This window comes from Alkalibaculum sporogenes (assembly GCF_009362815.1).
GTDB classification, from domain to species: Bacteria; Bacillota; Clostridia; order Eubacteriales; family Alkalibacteraceae; genus Alkalibaculum_A; species Alkalibaculum_A sporogenes.
The window spans coordinates 1-23,536 of the sequence record NZ_WHNX01000036.1 but is presented as its reverse complement, the minus strand read 5'-3'; the positions used below and the strand labels follow the sequence as shown (position 1 = coordinate 23,536).

23 protein-coding genes and 1 tRNA gene are annotated in these 23,536 nt (G+C 32.1%); all 24 read left to right on the top strand.

Annotated elements, in window-relative coordinates:
• The first annotated feature begins 292 nt into the window (after positions 1-292).
• The 24 genes from ybeY (at position 293) to GC105_RS14615 (ending at position 23,308) form a co-directional block, all read left to right on the top strand.
• Positions 293-739, top strand: a complete 447-nt coding sequence (gene ybeY, locus GC105_RS14730; RefSeq protein WP_152806372.1) for an rRNA maturation RNase YbeY — start codon at positions 293-295, stop codon at positions 737-739.
• A gap of 14 nt (positions 740-753) precedes the next feature.
• Positions 754-1,101, top strand: coding sequence for a diacylglycerol kinase family protein (locus tag GC105_RS14725; RefSeq protein WP_152806370.1), 348 nt, complete (start codon positions 754-756; stop codon positions 1,099-1,101).
• A 79-nt stretch (positions 1,102-1,180) separates the two neighbouring features.
• Positions 1,181-1,582 carry a cytidine deaminase gene (locus GC105_RS14720; RefSeq protein WP_152806368.1) on the top strand — a complete coding sequence of 134 codons (402 nt, stop codon included), beginning with the start codon at positions 1,181-1,183 and terminating at the stop codon, positions 1,580-1,582.
• Between the two features lie 130 nt (positions 1,583-1,712).
• Positions 1,713-2,618 (top strand): GTPase Era, encoded by a 906-nt coding sequence (gene era / locus GC105_RS14715; RefSeq protein WP_152806366.1) that lies wholly within the window; start codon positions 1,713-1,715, stop codon positions 2,616-2,618.
• Positions 2,619-2,627: 9 nt separating this feature from the next.
• Complete coding sequence (gene recO, locus GC105_RS14710) at positions 2,628-3,362, top strand: DNA repair protein RecO (protein ID WP_152806364.1); 735 nt, start codon at positions 2,628-2,630, stop codon at positions 3,360-3,362.
• A 151-nt stretch (positions 3,363-3,513) separates the two neighbouring features.
• On the top strand, positions 3,514-3,990 hold the full coding sequence (locus GC105_RS14705) for a DUF4342 domain-containing protein (protein ID WP_193708436.1): 477 nt from the start codon (positions 3,514-3,516) through the stop codon (positions 3,988-3,990).
• 949 nt (positions 3,991-4,939) lie between these two features.
• Complete coding sequence (locus GC105_RS14700; RefSeq protein WP_152806360.1) at positions 4,940-6,328, top strand: glycine--tRNA ligase; 1,389 nt, start codon at positions 4,940-4,942, stop codon at positions 6,326-6,328.
• Positions 6,329-6,422: 94 nt separating this feature from the next.
• Entirely contained in the window at positions 6,423-7,064 is a 642-nt protein-coding gene (gene ccpN, locus GC105_RS14695; RefSeq protein ID WP_343030053.1) for a transcriptional regulator CcpN, read from the top strand.
• 14 nt (positions 7,065-7,078) lie between these two features.
• Positions 7,079-7,894 carry a pyruvate, water dikinase regulatory protein gene (locus GC105_RS14690; RefSeq protein ID WP_152806356.1) on the top strand — a complete coding sequence of 272 codons (816 nt, stop codon included), beginning with the start codon at positions 7,079-7,081 and terminating at the stop codon, positions 7,892-7,894.
• Positions 7,894-10,521: a pyruvate, phosphate dikinase gene (gene ppdK, locus GC105_RS14685; protein ID WP_343030054.1), complete on the top strand. Its 2,628-nt coding sequence runs from the start codon at positions 7,894-7,896 to the stop codon at positions 10,519-10,521. The genes GC105_RS14690 and ppdK overlap by 1 nt, the downstream gene beginning before the upstream one ends.
• Before the next feature lie 176 nt (positions 10,522-10,697).
• Entirely contained in the window at positions 10,698-11,252 is a 555-nt protein-coding gene (locus GC105_RS14680) for a TetR/AcrR family transcriptional regulator (protein ID WP_246169860.1), read from the top strand.
• A gap of 159 nt (positions 11,253-11,411) precedes the next feature.
• On the top strand, positions 11,412-12,920 hold the full coding sequence (locus tag GC105_RS14675) for an FAD-dependent oxidoreductase (RefSeq protein WP_152806352.1): 1,509 nt from the start codon (positions 11,412-11,414) through the stop codon (positions 12,918-12,920).
• Positions 12,921-13,039: 119 nt separating this feature from the next.
• Entirely contained in the window at positions 13,040-13,438 is a 399-nt protein-coding gene (locus GC105_RS14670; protein WP_152806349.1) for a twin-arginine translocase TatA/TatE family subunit, read from the top strand.
• Between the two features lie 35 nt (positions 13,439-13,473).
• Positions 13,474-13,644: a twin-arginine translocase TatA/TatE family subunit gene (gene tatA / locus GC105_RS14665; protein ID WP_152806348.1), complete on the top strand. Its 171-nt coding sequence runs from the start codon at positions 13,474-13,476 to the stop codon at positions 13,642-13,644.
• Positions 13,613-14,407 carry a twin-arginine translocase subunit TatC gene (tatC, locus tag GC105_RS14660; RefSeq protein ID WP_152806346.1) on the top strand — a complete coding sequence of 265 codons (795 nt, stop codon included), beginning with the start codon at positions 13,613-13,615 and terminating at the stop codon, positions 14,405-14,407. The genes tatA and tatC overlap by 32 nt, the downstream gene beginning before the upstream one ends.
• A 20-nt stretch (positions 14,408-14,427) precedes the next feature.
• A complete protein-coding gene (locus tag GC105_RS14655; RefSeq protein ID WP_152806345.1) occupies positions 14,428-14,802 on the top strand; it encodes an FMN-binding protein in 375 nt (124 codons plus the stop codon).
• A gap of 181 nt (positions 14,803-14,983) precedes the next feature.
• The gene (locus GC105_RS14650) at positions 14,984-15,985 is read left to right on the top strand and encodes a deoxyguanosinetriphosphate triphosphohydrolase (RefSeq protein ID WP_152806344.1); all 1,002 of its coding nucleotides are present in this window, start codon (positions 14,984-14,986) and stop codon (positions 15,983-15,985) included.
• Positions 15,986-16,403: 418 nt separating this feature from the next.
• The gene (gene dnaG / locus GC105_RS14645) at positions 16,404-18,182 is read left to right on the top strand and encodes a DNA primase (protein ID WP_152806343.1); all 1,779 of its coding nucleotides are present in this window, start codon (positions 16,404-16,406) and stop codon (positions 18,180-18,182) included.
• A gap of 25 nt (positions 18,183-18,207) precedes the next feature.
• The gene (gene rpoD / locus GC105_RS14640) at positions 18,208-19,296 is read left to right on the top strand and encodes an RNA polymerase sigma factor RpoD (protein ID WP_425481538.1); all 1,089 of its coding nucleotides are present in this window, start codon (positions 18,208-18,210) and stop codon (positions 19,294-19,296) included.
• Positions 19,297-19,548: 252 nt separating this feature from the next.
• The gene (locus tag GC105_RS14635) at positions 19,549-19,815 is read left to right on the top strand and encodes a hypothetical protein (protein WP_152806341.1); all 267 of its coding nucleotides are present in this window, start codon (positions 19,549-19,551) and stop codon (positions 19,813-19,815) included.
• A 407-nt stretch (positions 19,816-20,222) separates the two neighbouring features.
• A tRNA-Asn gene (locus GC105_RS14630) sits at positions 20,223-20,297 on the top strand.
• 362 nt (positions 20,298-20,659) lie between these two features.
• Positions 20,660-21,361 (top strand): tRNA (adenine(22)-N(1))-methyltransferase, encoded by a 702-nt coding sequence (locus tag GC105_RS14625; RefSeq protein ID WP_152806339.1) that lies wholly within the window; start codon positions 20,660-20,662, stop codon positions 21,359-21,361.
• A complete protein-coding gene (locus GC105_RS14620; protein ID WP_152806337.1) occupies positions 21,352-22,470 on the top strand; it encodes a Nif3-like dinuclear metal center hexameric protein in 1,119 nt (372 codons plus the stop codon). The genes GC105_RS14625 and GC105_RS14620 overlap by 10 nt, the downstream gene beginning before the upstream one ends.
• A gap of 76 nt (positions 22,471-22,546) precedes the next feature.
• Positions 22,547-23,308, top strand: coding sequence for a zinc ribbon domain-containing protein (locus GC105_RS14615; protein WP_152806335.1), 762 nt, complete (start codon positions 22,547-22,549; stop codon positions 23,306-23,308).
• Positions 23,309-23,536 lie beyond the last annotated feature (228 nt).

Sequence of the window (23,536 nt, the reverse complement as noted above, 5' to 3'; positions counted from 1 at the left end):
TTAACCCCGAAGCATTCACTTGCCTAGAGCCCAAGGCCCTCCGGTCATTAAGAAGGAACACCTCCTCCAGTCATTCAGAGGAGAGAAGCGACGAAGAATCTTTAACCCCGAAGCATTCACTTGCCTAGAGCCCAAGGCCCTCCGGTCATTAAGAAGGAACACCTCCTCCAGTCATTCAGAGGAGAGAAGCGACGAAGAATCTTTAACCCCAAAGCGTTCACTTGACATTTGCCAAGACATAAAAATAAAACAATATCCAAAAAGGACGAGAACATAAAAATTGGAGGTATAAATGGACTTATATATAGATAAGAGAAGTGAAATATCATTTGATGAAGCGCTTGTGCCAAAATTAGAAAAGTGTGTAAGAGAGTGTTTGGTGGTACAAAAATTTCCGCAAAATTGTGAAATAAGTTTGTCATTAGTAGATAATGACGAAATTCATCAGTTAAATAATACATATAGAAATAAGGATTGTCCAACAGATGTACTATCATTTCCAATGATTGAGTCAGAGAAGGATTTAAAACATGAAATTATTTTACTAGGTGACATCATAATTTCTATTCCCAAGACCCAAGAACAAGCCATAGAATATGGACACACATTTGAAAGAGAATTATGTTACTTAACTATACACGGAATGTTCCATCTTCTTGGATATGATCATATGAATGAAGAGGACAAGGTGGCAATGAGAATAAAAGAAAAAGAAGTTGTTAAGAATTTAAATTTATAATACGGAGTAATATAATGAAAAAACTTGTAGATAGTTTTAAATTTGCATTTCAAGGTATTTTATACTCTTTTAATACACAAAGAAATATAAGAATTCATTTTTTTATTGCAATAATTGTATTGATATTGGGTATCTATGTAAGACTAAGTCACATAGAATGGATATTATTACTTTTAACTATAAGTATAGTAGTTACTAGTGAAATGATAAATACATCTATTGAAAAAACAATAGACTTAGTAACAGAAGAATACAAAATACTTGCTAAGATTGGAAAAGATGTAGCTGCTGGCGCTGTTTTAATTAGCTCTATACTATCTGTGATTATTGGAGTATTAATATTTTACAATAAAATATTTTAAGGTAACCTGAGTTGCATATATATTTATCTGACAACAACTCTGTAAGTTGTTTACTTAAAATAAATTTGGGGAGGAATATATGGAAAAAGAAAATTATTCTGAATTAATTAAGTCAGCTATAGAAGCTAAGGAATTTTCGTATTCCCCATATTCACATTTTAGAGTAGGGGCTGCTATACTATCTGATAATGGAAAAATTTATAGTGGATGTAACATAGAGAACGCTTCCTATGGAGCTTCTAATTGTGCTGAAAGAACAGCTATATTCAAAGGTGTATCTGAAGGAATAGATAGAATAATAGCTATTGCCATATCTTCAGATGAAGAAGATTTTATCTATCCATGCGGTATATGTAGACAAGTTATTAGAGAATTTGGAAGCAATATAGATATTGTTTTGGTAAATGCAAATGGAAAAACAAAACAAAGTTCTATAAAAGAATTATTACCTTGTTCATTTTCAAAAGAAAACCTTATTTAATGAAAAACTAATTGTAGGGGTTATCCACACAGATATCTACCCACTATGTACCCACAAACTGTAGGGGTCGCTGCCCACAGCGACCTGTTTGATATAAGTAACATCTGCTTATTAGGTGAATAACAAAAAAATGGAGGAACAAATGAAAAAAGAATTCAAATCAGGTTTTATAAGTATTATAGGACGACCAAACGTAGGTAAATCTACACTATTAAATAATATATTAGGAGAAAAAATGGCAATTATATCTTCTAAGCCACAGACTACACGTAATACAATTAGATGTGTTCATACTACGGAAAACTATCAAATGGTATTTATCGATACGCCAGGAATGCATAAACCAAAAAATAAATTAGGAAATTTTATGGTTGATGCAGCTACACAGACCTTAAAAGAAGTAGATGTGGTTCTTTTTTTAGTTGATGAATCAGCAAAAATAGGACCAGGGGATCAGTATATAATGAATAATCTAAAAGATCTTAAAACAACTAAAATTCTCGTTATAAATAAAATGGACAAGATGCAACAAATAGATATGTTGGAAAAAATCGATCAATTAAAAGAATATGGATTTGACGATATAGTTCCAATTTCAGCTAAAGATGGGAAGAATGTAGATCACTTATTAGAATTAGTCGAGAAATATATACCAGTTGGTCCTAAATATTTTCCAGATGATATGATAACTGAACAGCCAGAAAAAGTAATAGTTTCAGAATTAGTTAGAGAAAAAGCATTGCAGTTATTGATGGAAGAAGTTCCTCACGGTATTGCTGTGGAAGTAATGAGCATGAAAGAAAGAAAAGGTGGAGAGTTATACGATATAGAAGTTAATATTTATTGTGAACGAAAAACACATAAGGGGATTATAATAGGTAAAGAGGGTAAAATGTTAAAGAAGATTGGAACATTGGCTAGAAAAGATATAGAAAATTTACTAGCATGTAAAGTAAATTTACAAATATGGGTAAAAGTTCGTCCAGGTTGGCGTGATAAAGAATTTGACCTTAGAGATTTAGGTTATAAAAAATAGAGGAGAATTATGGAGAAGGTCTCGGGAATAATAATAAAAAGAGTGGTTCTAAATGACAATGATATAATTGTTACTATATTTACTAAAGAAAAAGGAAAAATTCAAGCAATTGCAAAAGGTGCAAAAAAAACTAAAAGTCAATTTATAGGTACAACACAATTATTTTGTTATTGTAACTTTGTATATTTCCCGGGAAAAACATTTGCCCATATAAACCAAACAGAATTAATTGAATCATTTTATAAACTTAGAAATGATTTAAGTATACTATCTGCAGCGAGTTATTTAATAGAGATATTGAACATAACTCATGAGGAAGGACAAAAAGATGAAAGAGTATTAAATCTTCTTTTATATTCTCTAAGCTTATTAACAGATAATAAGGATAAAAACGTTAAGCTTGTAGTATTAGCATATCAACTTAAATTTATGGCCCTTATGGGATATGCACCAAATTTAAAAAGTTGTAGCAAATGCTTAAAAGAGTATGATGAATACTATCTTTCAAAAAAAAGTGGTGGTATTATTTGCAAAAAATGCAAACAAATAAACAATTTTGACAATACTATTTCTATAGAAGGATTAATAATACTAAATACACTACTCTATTGTGATTTAAAAAAAGTTGGAGAATTACAGTGTAATTTAAATCTACTTAATTATTTAATAAAGTTAATGAATGAATACATAACCTATCATATAGATAAGAAAATATACTCTTATGAATTTTTAGAGATAATATAAGTAAGTATAGCATTAATGTTTTCTTAATCTATTAATCCTAGCTAAGATTAACGAATAGCATAGGAAAAGATAGTTTATTAATTCAAGCTGTATCAGTTTAAATTAAGAATATTTAACAACAGTAGTTTAAATAAAATTGGAGGTGAATTCATTGAGTACTCTAACAGAAATAGCAAATAAGTTGATAGAAGAAACGAATTGTGATACGAGTCAGGCGATACGGGCATTAGAACAGACTGGCGGAGATTATGACAAAGCCCTTATTATTATACTGAAATCTCAACAAAGTAAATCCCAAGATAATCAAGAAAGTCAAAAACAAGAAGAGTATAAAGTAAATAGTAAAGACCTTATTGATGTAATTAAACAGTTAATAAAAGAGGGAAATGTATCGAAAATCACGATTAAGAAAGACAATGAAACCTTAGTAAACATTCCAGTGAATGCTATAGCTGTAACAATGGTGTTAGCACCATTTATCTCTATTATAGCAGCAGTAGCCGCTATAGCTACAGATTGTACTGTGCAAGTACAACGAAAAGGTAATGTAGTAGTAGATGTAAATGAATCCTTGAAAAAAACAAGTAATAAATTAGAAAAAGTGATCAATAATTTATTTAATAGCTAATGTTTAAGTATAAAGGATGGGATTTACTCATTAATAAGCCGACAACAGAAATAATTCAAAACCCAAAATACTTGACAAGGCATAATATCTTTGATAACTTATTATAAACAAATTATAAAATACATGCTATGACATTGAAGAGTAGTAAGAAGAAGTTTCAAGCGAGTGGAGAAGGGTGTGAGCTCCATAACAAAAACTTACGAAAGGCGCAATGGAGCATGGTTAATAAAAGATGGGTACTTGTACCAATTAGGGTGGAACCGCGGTAACTTATCGTCCCTTGCTTATAAATAGCAAGGGACTTTCTTTCGTGCGTGAAACAACGAGCTAAGCGAAAACGAAGTTTTCGCTTATGAATTCTTATGATTAAACAGGCAAATGGCTTGCCAATTTGACTGATAAAGCATAAGAATAAATGAAAACTTGTTTTCATTTAGCGAGTGTCGCGACGTAGGAATCGCGAAGCGATTCCGGAGGTCAAAAACCTTATAAGTTCTTCAGCAAAAGCAAACAAATGGCTTGCCAATTTCCGCGAAGACAGGAGCTAAGCGAAAACAAAGTTTTCGCATAAGTTCTACTGCAAAAGCAAACAAATAGCTTGCTAATTTGTTTGGTAAAGCAGAAGAACGGTGAAAACGGAGTTTTCATTTAGCGACGTCCGCGACCCTGGTAATGGCTATGCCATTTCCAGGGTAGGTTGTTTGGTAAAGCAGAAGAACGGTGAAAACGGAGTTTTCATTTAGCGACGCCCGCGACCCTGGTAATGGCTATGCCATTTCCAGGGTAGGTTGTTTGGTAAAGCAGAAGAACGATGAAAACTTGTTTTCATTTAGCGAGTGTCGCGACGTAGGAATCGCGAAGCGATTCCGGAGGTCAGAAACCTTATAATTATGGATAAAAACAGGCAAATGAGGTCAAATATACACCACAAATAAAGGAGGCAATAACAATGAGTAAAGAATTAGAAATGAATGAAATAGTTAGTATTTGTAAAATGAGAGGATTTATATATCCAGGATCTGAAATATACGGTGGATTAGCTAATAGCTGGGATTATGGACCATTAGGTGTAGAACTAAAAAATAATATTAAAAAAGCATGGTGGAAAAAATTCGTTCAAGAATCACACCATAATGTAGGATTAGATAGTGCTATATTAATGAATCCTGAAGTTTGGGTAGCATCAGGACATGTTGGAGGATTTAGTGATCCACTAATGGATTGCAAAGAATGTAAAAGTCGACATAGAGCTGATAAACTTATCGAAGATTATGCACATAAAAAAGATGAAGATCTTATTGTAGATGGTTGGGACAACGAAAAAATGTCAAACTTTATCCAAGAAAACAGAATTAAGTGTCCTAATTGTGGCGCATTAGATTATACGGATATTAGACAATTTAATTTGATGTTTAAAACTTTTCAAGGAGTTACTGAGGACTCTTCAAGTGAGATTTATTTAAGACCAGAAACAGCACAAGGCATTTTTGTCAATTTTAATAATGTGCAAAGAACCTCAAGAAAAAAAGTGCCATTTGGTATTGCACAAATAGGAAAATCTTTCAGAAATGAAATAACTCCAGGTAATTTTATTTTTAGGACTAGAGAATTTGAACAGATGGAACTAGAGTTTTTCTGTGCTCCAGGAGAAGACTTAAAGTGGTTCCATTATTGGAAAGATTTTTGTAAAAATTGGCTTCTAGATTTAGGTATTGAAGAAAATAGCATTAGACTAAGGGATCATTCACCTGACGAATTATCTCATTATAGCAATGCGACTACAGATATCGAGTTTAAATTCCCATTTGGGTGGGGAGAGTTATGGGGTATTGCAGATCGAACAGACTTTGATTTAAAGCAGCATGCTGCACAGTCAGGCAAAGATATAAAGTACATGGACCCAGTGACAAATGAAAAATATGTGCCATACTGTATAGAACCATCGCTTGGAGCAGATCGAGTTTTACTAGCATTCCTTTGTAATGCTTTTAAAGTGGAACAAATAGATGAAAAAGATTCGAGAAATGTTCTAAAGTTACATCCAGCTTTAGCTCCTTTTAAGGCAGCCGTATTGCCATTGACAAAAAAACTTAAAGATAAAGCAGAAGAGATTTACTCATTGTTAAGTAAACATATGATGATAGATTACGATGAAGCTGGAAGTATAGGAAAAAGATATAGAAGACAAGATGAGATTGGAACACCATTGTGCATAACAATTGATTTTGATACTCTTGAGGATGATAGTGTAACTATTCGACATAGAGACAATATGGAACAAATAAGGATTAGTGTAACACAATTAAGGGAATATATATCAAGTAGTATTAATTATTAAAAAAAATATAGAAATCTATATTAATTTAATTACGGAATATGTTATACTTTATTAATAACATTAGCTATTAGTGTTACATTAATATGATTTGGAGGTGGACTTTATCCAGCTTACAAAGAGACAATTAGAAATTATGGACATCGTTAAAGCTGAGCAACCTATTACTAGTGAGCATATTGCAGAAAAAATCAATTTAACTAGAGCCACATTAAGACCTGACTTGACAATATTAACTATGATAGGAATATTGGAAGCTAGACCTAAAGTTGGTTACTTCTATTCTGGAAAATCATTGCTGAGTGTTATGGGGAGTTTCATTAAAAATATGAGTGTTATGGAAGTAAAATCAAAACCCGTTATTGTATCTGAAGAAAATACAGTATATGACTCTATAGTCACTATGTTTTTAGAAGACACTGGTAATATCTACGTCCAAAACAAGGGGTACCTTTCAGGGATTGTATCAAGAAAAGATTTTATTAAAGTTACCTTAGGAAATCATGATATTAAGAACTTACCTGTTGCTATGATTATGACAAGAATGCCTAATATTGTATATGTTGAATCTAATGAATCTGTATATGATGCAGCAGTAAAAATTATTCATCATGAAATAGATTCACTACCAGTTGTAGAGAAAATTGTTTTAGATGATAAAAGCGAAAATATGAAGATTATTGGAAAAATATCAAAAACAACGATTACAAAAGTTATGGTGAGAATAGGCAATGAATAGGGAGGGATTTTAGAATGGTAAAGGGTAAAAGAGGAGTTATATATGTCGTTTCTGATTCCCTAGGAGAAACTGGAGAATTAGTCGCAAAAGCAGGAAAAATTCAGTTTAATAGTAGTATTAGTGAAATTAAAAGATTTCCATTCGTCTTAGAAAAAGAGCAAATTAGTGAGATAGTGGAAGAAGCTAGTCAATACAATGCTATCATTGTATATACTTTAGTTGTACCAGAAATGAAAGAGCATATGTTAAATGTTGCATCTAAGTATAATATAAAAGCAGTAGATGTATTAGGATCTGTTATTGACGCGTTAAAAGAGCTTACTCAGAGAGAACCACTATATGAAGCAGGGCTTAATAGACGATTAGATGCTGATTATTTTAAAAAAGTTGAAGCTATTGAATTTGCAGTTAAATACGATGACGGTAAAGATGCAAGGGGAGTAAAGAAGGCAGATGTAGTCCTGTTAGGTGTCTCAAGAACTTCAAAAACTCCACTAAGCATGTACTTGGCACATAAAAATATTAGAGTAGCAAATATACCTATAGTACCTGAAGTTGAACCTCCAAAGGAAATATTTGAAATACCAAACAATAGGATAATTGCACTAACAAATGATCCAGATAAATTAAATAGTATACGTCAAGAAAGACTAAAAGCCTTAGGTTTAGATTATACAGCGAACTACGCTAGTATGGAAAGAATCTTAGGGGAGTTAGATTATGCAGAAAAAATCTACAACAAGTTGAGATGTCCAGTTATTAACGTTTCTGATAAAGCAATTGAAGAAACTGCTAGTATAATATTATCTATTATTCGCAAGGGGGATTAATTTTGAGCAAAAAATATGTGTACTCATTTGAAGAAGGAAATGCAACTATGAAATCTGTTTTAGGAGGAAAAGGTGCTAATCTAGCAGAAATGACAAATATTGGGCTACCGGTACCTCCAGGATTTACCGTGTCAACAGAGGCGTGTACGGTATTTTACGAAAATGAAAAGCAACTCTCAGAAGAAATATTAGTTCAACTTCAAGAAAAATTAGAAGTATTAGAAAAACAAACTGGTAAAAAGTTTGGAGACAAAGAAAATCCACTACTAGTTTCGGTAAGATCAGGTGCGGCATTTTCAATGCCAGGTATGATGGATACTATACTAAATCTAGGAATGAACGATCATACTGTATTGACTGTTGGTCAAAAAACAAATAATATGCGTTTTGCATACGATAGTTACAGAAGATTTATACAGATGTTTTCAGATGTTGTATTAGAGATTCAAAAGTATAAGTTTGAAAGTATACTAGATATATATAAAGAGAAAAATGGATGTAAAGACGATACTGAGTTATCTGTAGAAAACTTAAAAGATATAGTAGAAGAATTTAAAAACATTGTTCGAAAAGAAAAAGGATTAGATTTTCCAGAAAGTCCTCAAGAACAGTTAATACTATCTATAAATGCAGTTTTTAAATCTTGGAATAATCCTAGAGCAAAAGCTTATAGAAATTTAAATGATATTCCTCACAATATTGGTACAGCCGTAAATGTTCAGTCTATGGTATTTGGTAATATGGGTGACGATTGTGGAACTGGAGTAGCTTTCACTAGGAATCCTTCTACAGGTGAGAAAAAACTATATGGAGAATTTTTAGTAAATGCCCAGGGAGAAGATGTAGTTGCTGGTATTAGAACACCAAAATCCATCGATGAACTTGGAAGCGTAATGCCAGAAATATTTAAGCAATTTGTGGAATGTGCACAATTATTAGAAGATCACTATAAAGATATGCAAGACATAGAGTTTACAATTGAACAAGGTAAATTATATATGCTTCAAACTAGAAATGGAAAGAGAACAGTACATGCAGGTTTAAGGGCAGCTGTTGAGATGGTAGAAGAAGGTTTAATAACTAAAGAACAAGCTATATTAAGAATCCAACCAAAGCAATTAGATCAATTATTGCATCCAAATTTTGATGAAAAAACAATGGAACAAGCAATCCCATTAGCACAAGGTTTACCAGCATCGCCAGGAGCAGCTACAGGTCGTGTATTTTTTAATGCTGAGGATGTTGTGAGAGAGTCAGCAAATGGAGAAAAAGTGATTTTAGTACGTAGAGAAACATCCCCAGAAGATATTGAAGGGATGGTAGCTGCACAAGGAATTTTAACTTCTAGAGGTGGAATGACATCTCATGCAGCAGTAGTTGCTAGAGGTATGGGTAAGTGCTGTGTAGCAGGCTGTGAATCTGCTAAAGTAGATGAAGAGTTAAAGATATTTATTATAGGTAATGAACGGATAGAAGAAGGGGACTATATTTCTTTAGATGGTAGCACAGGAAAAGTATATAAGGGAAGTATTAAAACTGTAGAACCAGAATTATCAGGACACTTCTCAATATTAATGGAATGGGCAGATAAATTTAGAACAATAGGGGTTAGAACAAATGCAGATACTCCAAGAGATGCAAAAGCGGCACTAAGATTTGGAGCTGAAGGCATAGGTTTATGTAGAACTGAGCATATGTTTTTTGATGAAGAGAGAATTCCAGTAGTAAGGAGAATGATTTTATCAGAAACTACAGAACAAAGAATAGCATCTCTAAAGTTACTACTACCAATGCAAAAATCAGATTTTAAAGATCTATATACTGTAATGGAAGAAAAACCTGTAACTGTAAGGCTATTAGATCCACCTTTACATGAATTTTTACCAACAGAAGAAAAAGATATTGTAGCATTAGCTAAAGACTTTGAAATATCGATAGAACGGTTAAAAGAGACTATACACTCTTTACAAGAAATTAACCCTATGTTAGGTCATAGAGGATGTAGATTAGCGGTTACATACCCAGAAATAGCACAGATGCAAACGAGAGCTATTATAGAAGCAGCTATTGAAGTAATGAAAGAACAAAATACTACAATAGTACCTGAGATAATGATTCCATTAGTAGGAATTAAATCAGAGTTAGACTATGTTAAATCAATTGTAGTATCAACTGCTGAGCAAGTTAAAGAAGAGATGGGTTCATCAATAGAATACTTAGTAGGTACGATGATCGAAATTCCTAGAGCAGCGCTACTTGCAGATGAGATAGCTAAAGAAACAGAATTCTTCTCATTTGGAACTAATGATTTAACTCAGATGACTTACGGTTTTTCTAGAGATGATGCAGGTAAATTCATTAGTGAGTATAAAGAAAAAAATATTATGCCAGATGATCCTTTTGAAAGTGTAGATCAAGATGGGGTAGGTAAATTAATAGAGTTAGGTGTAAAATTAGGAAGAACCACAAAGCCTAGTTTGAAAATTGGTGTATGTGGAGAACATGGTGGAGATCCTAAATCAATAGAATTTTTCTACAAAACAGGCTTAGATTATGTATCTTGCTCACCATACAGAGTGCCAATAGCAAGACTAGCAGCAGCACAAGCAGTATTACAAAACAAATAAGCAAAAACAAGTGTCTCTTTTAAAGAGGCACTTGTTTTTATCACTACATATCTCTATTATGGCATTGCATGTACTCGTAGATAAGGTTATAATATCATTTAGTACAGAGAAATAATCGGTTGATTTTGCTTTTATCACGCCAAGAATTCTATTAAATATACTGAGGAGTATCAAAGATGGAAATGGAGAAAAAACTATGCGATAAGCTATTGTTTGATGCCTTAAGCAGTTTACTACAATTTAACACTATTGATAAATTAACTGTTAGTGACATTATTAAAGAGGCTGGAGTAAGTAGATCTACATTTTATCGTTATTACTGTGACAAACATGATTTGTTAAACTCAAATTACGAAAAAATTTTAGAAAATACATTGTATCGTTTTAAAGAAGGTGTGAAATGGGAAGATGCAGTGTATTCAATTTACCATGTAATTAAGATAAATCTAAAGCTATTTCAAAATGCATTTAAATCCTCAGATGTAAATTCACTGAAAAATTATATTTTTAATATGAGTAGAACATTTCACCTAGAGATATTAGAAAAAAATGGCGTAAACATTAGAGAGTGGAAGAATATAAAAGTGCTGGAATCTTATATTTACGGCAATCTCGAAATTATGCAAATTTGGATTTTAGAAGGAATGGACGAATCTATCGAAGATATGATGGAGGTATTTGATAGAGGAATACCTAGTGAATTCATAAAGTATTTCAAACCTAGTAGTTAGATATATCCCGTATTAACAGGCGCCAAAACACCCGCTTTAAAACCCTACTTAATAAAGTTTCGTTTTATTGATATAAGACACTTAGGTAAAACTGTTTCTTGATTTAGTTTGTTAATTAACAGATAATGAACTTGTAATTAATCAAAGGAGGGTTAACTAATGATATCAAGAAGAGATTTTATCAAAGGTTCTGTAGCTGGAGCTGTAGGTGTAGCAGCAATGGGAGTACTTGGTGGCTGTAGTCAATCTACATCATCAAATAATGTATCGTGGGATAAAGAAGTAGATGTACTTATAGTCGGAGGTGGCGGTACTGGTTTAGCAGCAGCACTACAAGCTGTTTCAGATGGTGCAAATGTTTTGGTACTTGAGAAAGCTGGAATTGCTGGAGGGACAACAAGTTATTCTGGTGGTGTAATGCAAGCGGCAGCAACAAAATATCAAAAAGAATACACAAATTTTAAAGATGATAGTCCAGAAAATCACTTTCAGTTATGGTTAAAAGCTGGAGAAGGATTTGTAGATGAAGAATTAGTAAAAGATCTAGCATACGGAGCTCCAGAACATATTGAATGGCTAACTGACATTGGAATAAAATTTACGAGTGTTTATGGTCATACCCATATCCCTTATGTAGATGAATCATTATTTGCTGATCGTATACATGTTTATGAAGGTGGCGGCGGAGAAGGTGGCGGTACAGTTTTAATTATGGCTATGTTAAACGCAGCTATTGAAAAAGGAGCACAAATCGAATATGAAACAGAAGTAACAAAGCTTGTTACTAATGATGATGGAGAAGTAGTAGGAGTAATAGCAAAACAAGGTGAATCTGAGATTAAAGTAAAAGCTAATAAAGGTGTTATTCTTGCGGCTTCAAGTATAGATCAAAATGTCGAGATGGCAAAAGATTTAAGTCCACAGCACCATTGGGATTTGACTTCGCAAATATGCTTAGCTGCTGCTAGTGATACTGGAGACGGAATACGTATGGCAATGGAAATTGGCGCTGCAGTTAGTGGATTTGGTGGAACTATTGATTTTTGTGGTAAAACTGGAGCAGCAACAGATAATAGAATTCCGCTATTCCCATCATATATCGTAAATAAAAAAGGAAATAGATTTGTTTGTGAAGACGCAACATATGCGTACCACTACCGTGCTATATTCCAACAAGAAAAACAATTAGATGGTCCTACATATATGATCTTTGGTGAGAGTAGTTTAGCAGGAGGAGCACCTTGGACAGAAGAAAGTGTTGCAAAAGACGTAGCAGAAGGTGTAGTATTTAAAGCAAATACAATTGAAGAGTTAGCAAAACTAATCTCTGTTGATTCAGATAATCTTGTATCGACAATGGAAAAATGGAACAAAGATATGCAAAATGAGAAAGATACTCAATTTGACAGAAAAACAGGTCTTTCACCAATAAGCGGACCATTCTATGCTTATAAGAATGTTTCATTTAACTTAGGATCAATAGGTGGAGTTAAAATTAACGTAGATGCTCAAGCTCTTAAACCGAATGGTGACCCAATACCAGGACTATATGCAGGCGGTATGAATGCAGGTGGTTGGATTGGACCGTATTACCCAGGTTCTGGAACAGCAATTATTGGTTTGATTCATTGGGGGCGTAAAGCTGGTGCACATGCAGCAAATCTATAAGGTATAAGTAATAAAGTATAGAACAAAATGAACTAAAAGGAGGATGTCATCTTGACATATTAAGGGACATCCCCCTGATAACAATCCTAAACAGATTCAAAGTGTAGGGAGGGATATCTATGAAAATAGGAACAACAGAATTATTATTGATATTAGTAGTGGGACTATTCGTACTAGGACCAGAAAAAATGCCAATATACGCAAAGAAAGTCGGTAAATTTATTAGCTCGTTAAAGGGGTATGCTGGTAAATTATCAGAAGATATTAACGAAAATATTTTAGAACCTATAGAAGAAGTTAAAAAACCGTTAAAAGACATGACAGAACCTTTTACAAATATTAAAAAAGATATAAATAAGCCATTTGAAGAAATAAAAAAAACAATAACAGATATAAATAATCCTAAAAGCAAGGTTAAAGAAGAAAAAAATACTACAGATATTGAAACAAAAGTTCTAGAAGAAGACAAAAACAATATATCAGACGACGATTTTGGACAAGAAACTGTTTCAGAGTAGTAAAAATATAGATAAAATAAAGGAGAAAATAAATTATGTTAGGAAAATTGGGAACACCTGAATTATTAGTAATATTAGGAATAGTGTTATTAATATTTGGACCTCAGCAATTACCCAAACTAGGAAAAACATTTGGTAAAACAATTAGAAGTTTTAAAAACAGTGTAGAAGTAGATGAAGATGAAAATAACTCTGAAGAAAAATAAAAAGAAAAGTAAAAACAAATCCCCTAGTGATGCAATGGGAGTAGTAGAACACTTAAGTGAATTTAGGAAAAGATTAATTACTGTGGTTGCTGTTTTAGCTATTGTCACTGTAATCTGTTTTAATTTTTCGAGTGATGTAGTTAGTTTACTTGTAGAAACTGCAACAGAGCTAGGCTATCAACTTGTATATTTAGCACCAGCTGAACTATTTACTCAGTATATACGATTGTCCCTCATAAGTGGCGTTGTATTATCATCACCTGTAATACTTTATCAAATATGGGCGTTTATACGTCCCGGTCTTAAAAAGAGTGAAAATGTTGTAGTCTTTTTATCTCTGTTTGCAGGTTTGTTTTGTTTTATTGTTGGTGCAGCATTTGCATATTATATTGCCATGCCACTAATGTTAAATTTCTTTATAACAGTAGATAAGTATCAGACAATAATTGCAACTATTTCAATCCAAAACTATTTAAGTTTCGTAATGTCGACACTAATTACTTTTGGAGTAGTATTTGAGATGCCTGTTATAGTTGTTTTACTCAGTCAACTAGGACTATTAAAACCACAGTGGTTAACAAAAAGTCGTAGGATTGTAGTCGTGGTATTATTTATAGTAGGTGCAGTTATAACTCCACCAGATGTAATTTCACAAATACTCGTATCTATACCTATGCTCATTTTATTTGAGATAAGTGTTATTTTAAGTAAGATTATCAATAGAAAGAAAATAAAACGAGAAAAAGAAATGGATCAAGAATAAAATTTGAAGGAGAAGCAAAAATGAAAAAAAACAATCTTAAATTAACTATATTATTAATTGCTATATTAACTACTATATCCTTATTAGCAGGTTGTGGGTCATCGACAACTACATCTGGAGGAAATGGATATAAAGACGGTACATACGAAGGAATTAGTGAAGCTGGAATACATGGCGAAATTAAAGTAGAAGTAACGGTAGAAGGTGAAAGTATATCAGACATATCTATTATTTCACACAATGAAACTGAAGGTATTGGTACTATAGTATTTGATAAATATCCAGAACTAATTATAGAAGCTCAATCAACAGAAGTTGATAATATCTCAGGTGCAACAGTAACATCAGAAGCGCTTAAGGAAGCAGTTAGTAATGCCCTAGAAGAAGCAAAATAATTCTCACAATTATTATTAAATGAAGTCATTATATTGAATGGCTTCATTTTTTGTCGTGATTACTCTTTTCTATCGATTGTCACTGACTGATAAAATATTTCTACCAAAAAGAAGGATTATTAACTACATATATAGAATATTACTTATACAGATTAAAATATAAAGAACTGGAGATGTTATATTGAATATACGAGAAGACAGAGAGCAACTCGAAAAAACTATTCTCTCAAAATATGCTACCCTCAGTATCAATTCAAAGGGGCGGAAAAGCCAAGCTACTCAATGTAATATTCGTACGATATTCCAAAGAGATAAAGATAAGATTATCCATTCTAAATCCTTTAGAAGATTAAAACATAAAACACAAGTATTTATTTCGCCTGAAGGAGATCATTATAGAACTAGACTCACCCATACATTAGAGGTGTCCCAAATAGCAAGAACTATCTCTAGAGCATTAAAATTAAACGAAGATTTAACTGAAGCTATAGCATTAGGACATGATTTAGGACATACACCTTTTGGGCATACAGGTGAGAAAGTTCTAAATGAAATCTGTAGCTATGGTTTTAATCATAATGAACAAAGTCTTAGAGTTGTAGAACATTTAGAAAATGGTGTAGGATTAGATTTATCATGGGAAGTATGTGACGGTATATTACATCATTCTGGGAAAGAAAGATCACAAACTCTAGAAGGTGAAATAGTTCATTTGTCCGATAGAATTGCTTATATAAATCATGACATTGACGATGCTATAAGAGGGGGAGTAATTACCCAAAAAGAACTGCCAAAATATTGTATGGAAGTGTTAGGAATCACGAGAAGAGAAAGAATCGATAGAATGGTAAAAAGTGTTATATACACAAGTTATGATAAAGAGCATGTAAAAATGGATGATGAGATACAAGCAGCTACAACGCAATTAAGAAAGTTTTTATTTGATCAAGTTTACATTGGCTCAAAAGCAAAAGAAGAAGAAGTAAAAGCATCGTTTATATTAACCTCAATATTTCAATATTTTAGAAGCAATCCTGAAGAATTATCTGATGAGTATGTGCAAAGATTAAAAGAAGAAGATAAAGAAAGGGTTATTTGTGACTACATAGCTGGAATGACGGATAGATACGCGATCAATAAATTTAGAGAATTATTTATACCAGATCCTTGGAGAGTATACTAAGCTAGTAAATGAATGAAAATTCGATGAATGAGGATAGTGTTAAAAAATAAATAAAAAAATATCTTTAAATTATAATGTAAATGTTATATACTACACTAGTGTGTCTACTGATTATTCGACAATAACATTTATAATGTGATATAATTAGACAATATATTTTCACTAATATCTTTTAAAAGAAAATCTCTAAACAAAGGATATTTCTAAATCTATAGGGCAAATTTTTATGTACGATAAAGCAATTATCAATTTTTTAGATACCCTACAATATATAAAATTATTAAGATGACAGTCGATTTTTATCGCAGTACGACGAAAATAATAGAAAGACAGACATAGATACAACAATTTTTGTATTTTTTTTTAAATAAAAAGAGGAATTGACTATTATTATGTTGAATTTAGTAAAGGTGATATTATGAACAATGGGAGTTACTACCCTAGTGATGTTATTGATCAAGTTATTAATGAAAGTGATATAGTTCATATTATATCTCAATATGTAACCTTGAAAAAAATGGGTACAAGCTTAAAGTGCTGTTGTCCTTTTCACTCTGAAAAAACGCCTTCATTTGTAGTATCAAAGGATAAACAACTATATCACTGTTTTGGATGTGGCGCAGGTGGAAATGTTATCACATTTGTAATGGAAGTAGAGAAACTGAATTTTATAGAGGCTATAAAACTTTTAGCGGAAAAAGCTAATATCACGCTACCTGAAAATGATAAATACAATCATGAAATCAATAATAAAAGGGATAGACAAATACAGTTGCATAGAGATGCAGCTATATTTTATTATAGAACCCTACTTAAAAATGATCATGCAAAAGAGTATTTACAAATGAGGAGTATAGAAAAAAGTACTATAAAAAAATTTGGTATAGGATATGCTCCCAACTCAGGTAAAAGTTTATTAAATTACCTACTACAAAAAAAGTACAGTGTTAGTGAAATTTTGGATTCAGGGCTAGTATTAAGAAATAAAAATAATTCTCAAAATGACATGTACGATCGTTTTAGAGATCGAATTATGTTTCCTATACAAACTATTACAGATAAAGTAATAGCTTTTGGAGGAAGAGTATTAGAAAATAGCAAATCTCCTAAATACTTAAATTCACCAGAAACTAGCATATATTCAAAAGGTAAACATCTATATGGTTTAAATTATGCTAAAAAAGAAATCGAAAATGATCAAATAATCGTAGTAGAAGGGTATATGGATGTTATTGGTCTTTATGAAAAGGGTATAAGGAATGTAGTAGCATCTTTAGGAACTGCTTTTACATTAGATCAAGGAAACTTGCTTAAAAGGTATACAAAAGAAGCAGTTGTTATCTACGACGGTGATCAAGCTGGGCAAGAGGCCGCTTCAAAGGCTGTAGAAATCCTAGAAAAATGTGAAGTAAATGCTAAAGTGACTATCCTTCCAGAAGAATTAGACCCAGACGAATACATAAATAAGTATGGAAAGCAAGCTTTTTTTGATAGAAAAGTTGAATCATTAGCGGTAATAGAGTATAAAATCACTAGATTAAAGCAAAAATATAACACGAATAGTATTGATGGTCGAATAAATTTTGCTAAAGATATGGCAATGTATCTAAGTGAATTAAACAGTAGTATCGAAGTAGAAGCATATTTAAACAAGATATCTATGGATATTGGTATATCAAAGGAATCAATTATTCAAGAAATAAAAAAAAATAAGTTAAAAGAGCATAAAAAAAATAACAATGGAAAATATAGGAATGAAAAACTACAATATTCTGTAAAAAGTGCTAATATCATTGCACAGGAGAAATTGTTAAATTATTTTCTGAACAATCCAAAGATTTATCCCGTTATTAAAGCAAAAATTACAGCTCAAGATTTTAGTAAAGGTATATATAGAGATTTAGCTGAATATATATTCTCAAAATTGGAAAATAATGAAAAGATAGAAGAATCGAAGTACATTGGACGTCTTTTAGATTCAGAACAAGTAAAAATTGCCTCGTTAATATTTACATCGGATGAATCTACTATAAAAGAACAAGATATAAGTAGTTATATTAATACAATTAAAAAGTTCAGTATTCAAGGTGAAATACGTATATTACAAGAACAGTTAATGAATGCAAACATAGATGAACAAAAAAATAAAATTTATTATGAAATTATCGAGAACAAAAGAAAATTAGAAAATCTATAAATAGGAAGGAGGGTTAAAAGTGGATATAAAAATGGATATAAAAGAAAATATTAAAGTTAAAGAACTGAGAGCAAAAGGCAAGTTGCAAGGTACATTAACCGGTGAAGAAATTGAGATTTCACTGTCTGAAGTAGAATTGCTGCCAGATCAGATAGAAGAAATATATTCGGTCTTAGAAGAAGATGGTATTGAGATTTTTGCTTTAGATCTTCCAACTAATGTTGACGACCACGTACTAGAAGTAGATGATGAAGTTGTCAAAGAGATAGCTATACCAGATGGTATTAGCGTTAATGATCCAGTAAGAATGTATTTAAAAGAGATTGGGAAAGTTCCACTTTTAACTGCTGACGAAGAAATTAATTTAGCTAAGCGAATGGAACAAGGAGACGACTTAGCTAAACAAAAATTAGCAGAAGCCAATTTAAGACTAGTAGTCAGTATTGCAAAAAGATATGTAGGAAGAGGTATGTCCTTCTTAGACTTAATACAAGAAGGAAATTTAGGTCTTATAAAAGCTGTAGAAAAGTTTGATTATGGCAAAGGATTTAAATTTAGCACATATGCTACATGGTGGATAAGGCAAGCTATAACAAGAGCAATAGCAGATCAAGCTAGGACAATCAGAATACCTGTACATATGGTAGAAACTATAAATAAATTAATAAGGGTTTCAAGACAATTACTTCAGGATTTAGGAAGAGAACCTTCTCCAAAAGAAATTGGCGATGAAATGGGATTTACTGAGGAAAAAGTACGTGAAATTCAAAAAATTGCACAAGACCCAGTTTCATTAGAGACTCCTATTGGAGAAGAAGAAGATAGCCATTTAGGTGATTTTATACCTGATGAGGATGCTCCAGCTCCTGCAGAAGCAGCTTCATATGCTCTTTTAAAGGAACAACTTTTCGAAGTGCTAGAGACATTAACAGAAAGAGAAGAGAAGGTCTTAAGGCTAAGATTTGGATTAGACGATGGTAGAGCGAGAACATTAGAAGAAGTAGGTAAAGAATTTAATGTAACGAGAGAAAGAATCAGGCAAATAGAGGCTAAAGCGCTAAGAAAACTAAGACATCCTAGTAGAAGCAAAAAACTAAAAGATTATTTAGATTGATATGTACTATTTGCTCTATTTAACGCGAAGTAATGAGCCAAGTGGCTGCTTGCAGACATTTGGCGACTACCGCATAACCACGAGAAACTCGCAAAGCGTGATTCTCGTGGTTTTTATTAAATATACAAAACAAAAATCTACTAAAAAATTATAATTAATTATCGATTGAAGTTAATAGGTAAGGGTATAATTATATACATAAATAAATATAATGAAATATAATAAATTAATTATGAAAGAAGGTTTTTGTTAATGAATAAGGATCAAATAAAATCAATAATTGAAGAAAAGATTACAAATGCTAATTACACAACAAGAGGAACTGCAACTGTTGGACTAGAAGAAATATCAGATTTAAATGTAATAGAATCAATATTAGAGGAACTATCAAGTGAAAATGAGTATAGCAGATATTCTATTGAATTAGACAAAGGAACCAAGACTCTTAATGTTATTGATCCAGATGAAAACCTCGAAGGTTTTGAGAATATCCATCCATCAAGAAAACCTTGTAACTAGATATATGATACGATAATTTACATCGTTTCTGTTCTAGTGGAATTGCAAAAGTTAAAAACTTGAATTTCTACAAGTATAGGTGTTATGCAAACTATAATTCTTGATGCTTTTAGGCATAGCCTAAAAGCATTTTTTTTATCGCGAAGTAATGAGCCAAGTGGCTGCTACAGCGTAACCGCGAGAAACTCGCAAAGCGTGTTTCTTGTAGTTAAGGAAAAATGATTATACTACCATATAGAATATAATGTTTGTCCACATTAACCGGCAATAAGACTACCGCCGTAAACTATAATATTTAGTAGGTAAAAAAAATATAATTTAAGAGTGTATAAAAACTATTTAAAAGATTATAATATAGTTATTGACATATTCAATTAAATCATTATAATATATTAAGTAGTCACTTTTCCTCAGTAGCTCAACGGTGGAGCACTCGGCTGTTAACCGATAGGCTGTTGGTTCGAATCCAACCTGGGGAGCCATTTTTATTTTTTGGGTAAATTTAGATTAGAAACTCGCGAAGCGAGTTTTCTTTTGGTTTATAGAGAAGACAATGAGCCAAGCGAAAACTTGTTTTCGATAGTATTCCATAGCTAAGAAAGTCAAATAGCTTGCTAATTTGACAGAAGTAGCAATATAATGCGTAAATGAAAGTAAGCTTTCATTTGGCGACGGTCCTCGTGACTAAGAGCAAAAGGCGAAGCGTGTTTCTTTTGGTAATCGAGAAGACAATAAGCCAAGTGGCTGCTAATAGTGATAGATAAATATATAACGAATAAAACACAGATACATACAGTAATATCTTGCCGAAATATGATATACTATTAATAAATAGATAAAGTGAATGGAGCAGTATATGCAGTTAACATCAAGGTTAGAAACTATTGCAAAACAAGTTGCTAATGGAGTTACAATAGCAGATATAGGCACAGACCATGCCTTTATCCCTATTTATTTAGTTAAAAATAACATAACAAAGAATATTTACGCGTGTGATATCAATATCGGTCCTTTAGATATGGCAAAAAGGCAAATAGATAAATATGGGTACTCTAAGGATATTACTACTATACTTGGCGAAGGTTTAGAACCCATAAAAGGTTTAAACGTTCAAAATATAATTATTGCAGGTATGGGTGGACTTCTAATTAAAGATATTATTGATAATGATATAAAAATTGCAAAAGCAGCAGAGAAGCTAATTTTGCAACCTATGAGTTTTCAAGAAGACTTAAGGCGATATTTAGTACAGAATGGTTTTATAATTATTCATGAAGATCTTGCACAAGAAGATAGACGAATATATCAAATAATTGTAGCGCAAAAGGGAAAAAGTGATTCATATGATGAAATAGACTATCACATTAGCCCAAATCTCATAAAAGACAAGCATCCATTACTTAAAAAACTCATTGCATCAAAAGAACGAGAGTTAATTAAAATTATAAGTTCATGTGATAGGGAAGTAACCTATAATGCAATAAAAAAGAGCAATGAATGCAAGATTCTTCTAGAAAAAATCAAGGAGGTTGGAAGATGTCTGTGAAGTGTCAACAAATTATAAGTATTATTGAAGAACTGGCTCCTAAGTATTTAGCAGAAAGTTGGGATAATGTAGGACTTATGATAGGTAGCCCAAGTATGAATGTACAAAAGCTTATGGTATGCCTTGACGTTGACCAAAACGTACTTGATGAGGCTATAGAAAAAGGTGTAGATTTAATCATTTCACATCATCCTATTATATTTTCGCCTATTAAAAACCTTAGATGGGATAATTACAAAGGGAAATTAATGAAGGAATTAATTACTCGAGAGATAGGTGTATACTCCGCCCATACAAATTTAGATATTAGCAGCCAAGGAATTAACTATTGGTTAGCCAAAAAGTTTAATTTAAATAAAATAGAAGTACTTGATAAATTAAATTATGAAAAGTTGTATAAATTTGTTATATTTGTACCAAAATCAAATATAGAAGAAGTTAAAGCCGAGTTAGGGAAACAAGAAGCCGGATGGATAGGCAATTATAGCCACTGTAGCTTTTCTACCACGGGAACAGGAAATTTCAAGCCCTTAGAAAATACCAATCCATTTATAGGAACCCCTTATAATGTTGAAGAAGTTGAAGAAGTTAGATTAGAAACCATTATCAAAGAAAGTAATTTGTCAAAGACTATAAAAGCAGTGCTGAAGGTACACCCCTATGAAGAAGTGGCTTATGATATATATCCATTAGAAAACAAAGGACAAGTTCAAGGTCTTGGTATAATAGGTATTTTAGAAAATGAAATAGAAGCAAAAGAGTTTATAGAATTGGTAAAACATAAGCTCCATGTGGTTAATTTACGAGGAAGTGGTAATCTTCCGGAGAAGATAAAAAAAGTAGCTATATGTTCTGGAGCTGGTGCAAGTCTAATGAATAAAGCTAAGTTTGCAGGAGCAGATGTTTTTATCACAGGAGATCTAAAATATCACGATGGGCAAACAGCTAATGAGATAGATTTATTTATTATAGATCCAGGTCATTATGCTACAGAAATTATCGTGAGACAATACCTAAGTAAGTACTTATATGAAAAGATACAAAGTCAAAAGTTAAAAGTTGATGTTATAAAATCAGAGGCAAATCGAGACTATATAAATTTATATTAATAGATTTACTTTACTAATCCAATGGATAAAAACGAACATTATATAGATAGCTTAAAAAGTATAGGGGAGAGTTTTAATGAAAAATATAGATATGCTATGGGAGTTGCAACAACTAGATAACAAAATAATAGAAATCGAAAAAGATGCAGGAATAATAGATCTGAAAAACGATGTAGCTAGCTACAAAGAAACATATAATAAGTTGCTTATTTCTACAAAACAAATTGCTGAGCAATATAAAGAGAAAGACGCACAAGCCACACAATTAAAATTAGAAATAATAGATATAACATCTAAAATAGCTGATACAGAAGAAAAATTATATGCTGGAGAGATAACAAAACCAAAAGCATTAAGCCAATTACAAAAAGAGATTGACGATGGTAAAGCACTTTTAGAAGAAAATAACAAATCTTTAGAACTTCTTAGAAGTGAAAACTTTACTTATATAAAGCAAATTAAACGATATAAGGCAAAATTAGAACATATAAAAGTAAAAGTGAACGAATGTAACAACATGCTAGATGAAAAAATGAGAAGTACAGAAGAGGAGCTAGCACATATTCAAATGAGTATAGAAGCTCTAAAAGAATCTTTACTGCCAGACGAAGTTAAGTTCTATTACACTAAAAAAGCTAATATCTATCCAGTAGTAGTACCATATAAAGAAGATAGCTGCGAAGGGTGTCAAATGCAATTTTCAATGATATTTACTCAGAGCATAGAGAAATATAACTTAAAATCATGTACATGTGAAAATTGTGGTAGATTAATAATTGTAATCAAAGAACAAGAACAAGAACAAGAACAAGAACAAGAACAAGAAGCCCAAGTGTAAAACACCACCCCCACCACCACACGTAGGGGAGAACTGTGTTCTCCCACCATGCATACCCACCGCACCACCACCGCCCGTAGGGGAGAACTGTGTTCTCCCGCCATGCATACCCACCGCCCCACCACACACGTAGACCAGCTAAGCAAAGTCAAGTAAAACATCTAAAATAAGAATTAAAATGTATTGTATAAAAATAAGCATAGCAAACAAGCCAATGGAAAATACGAA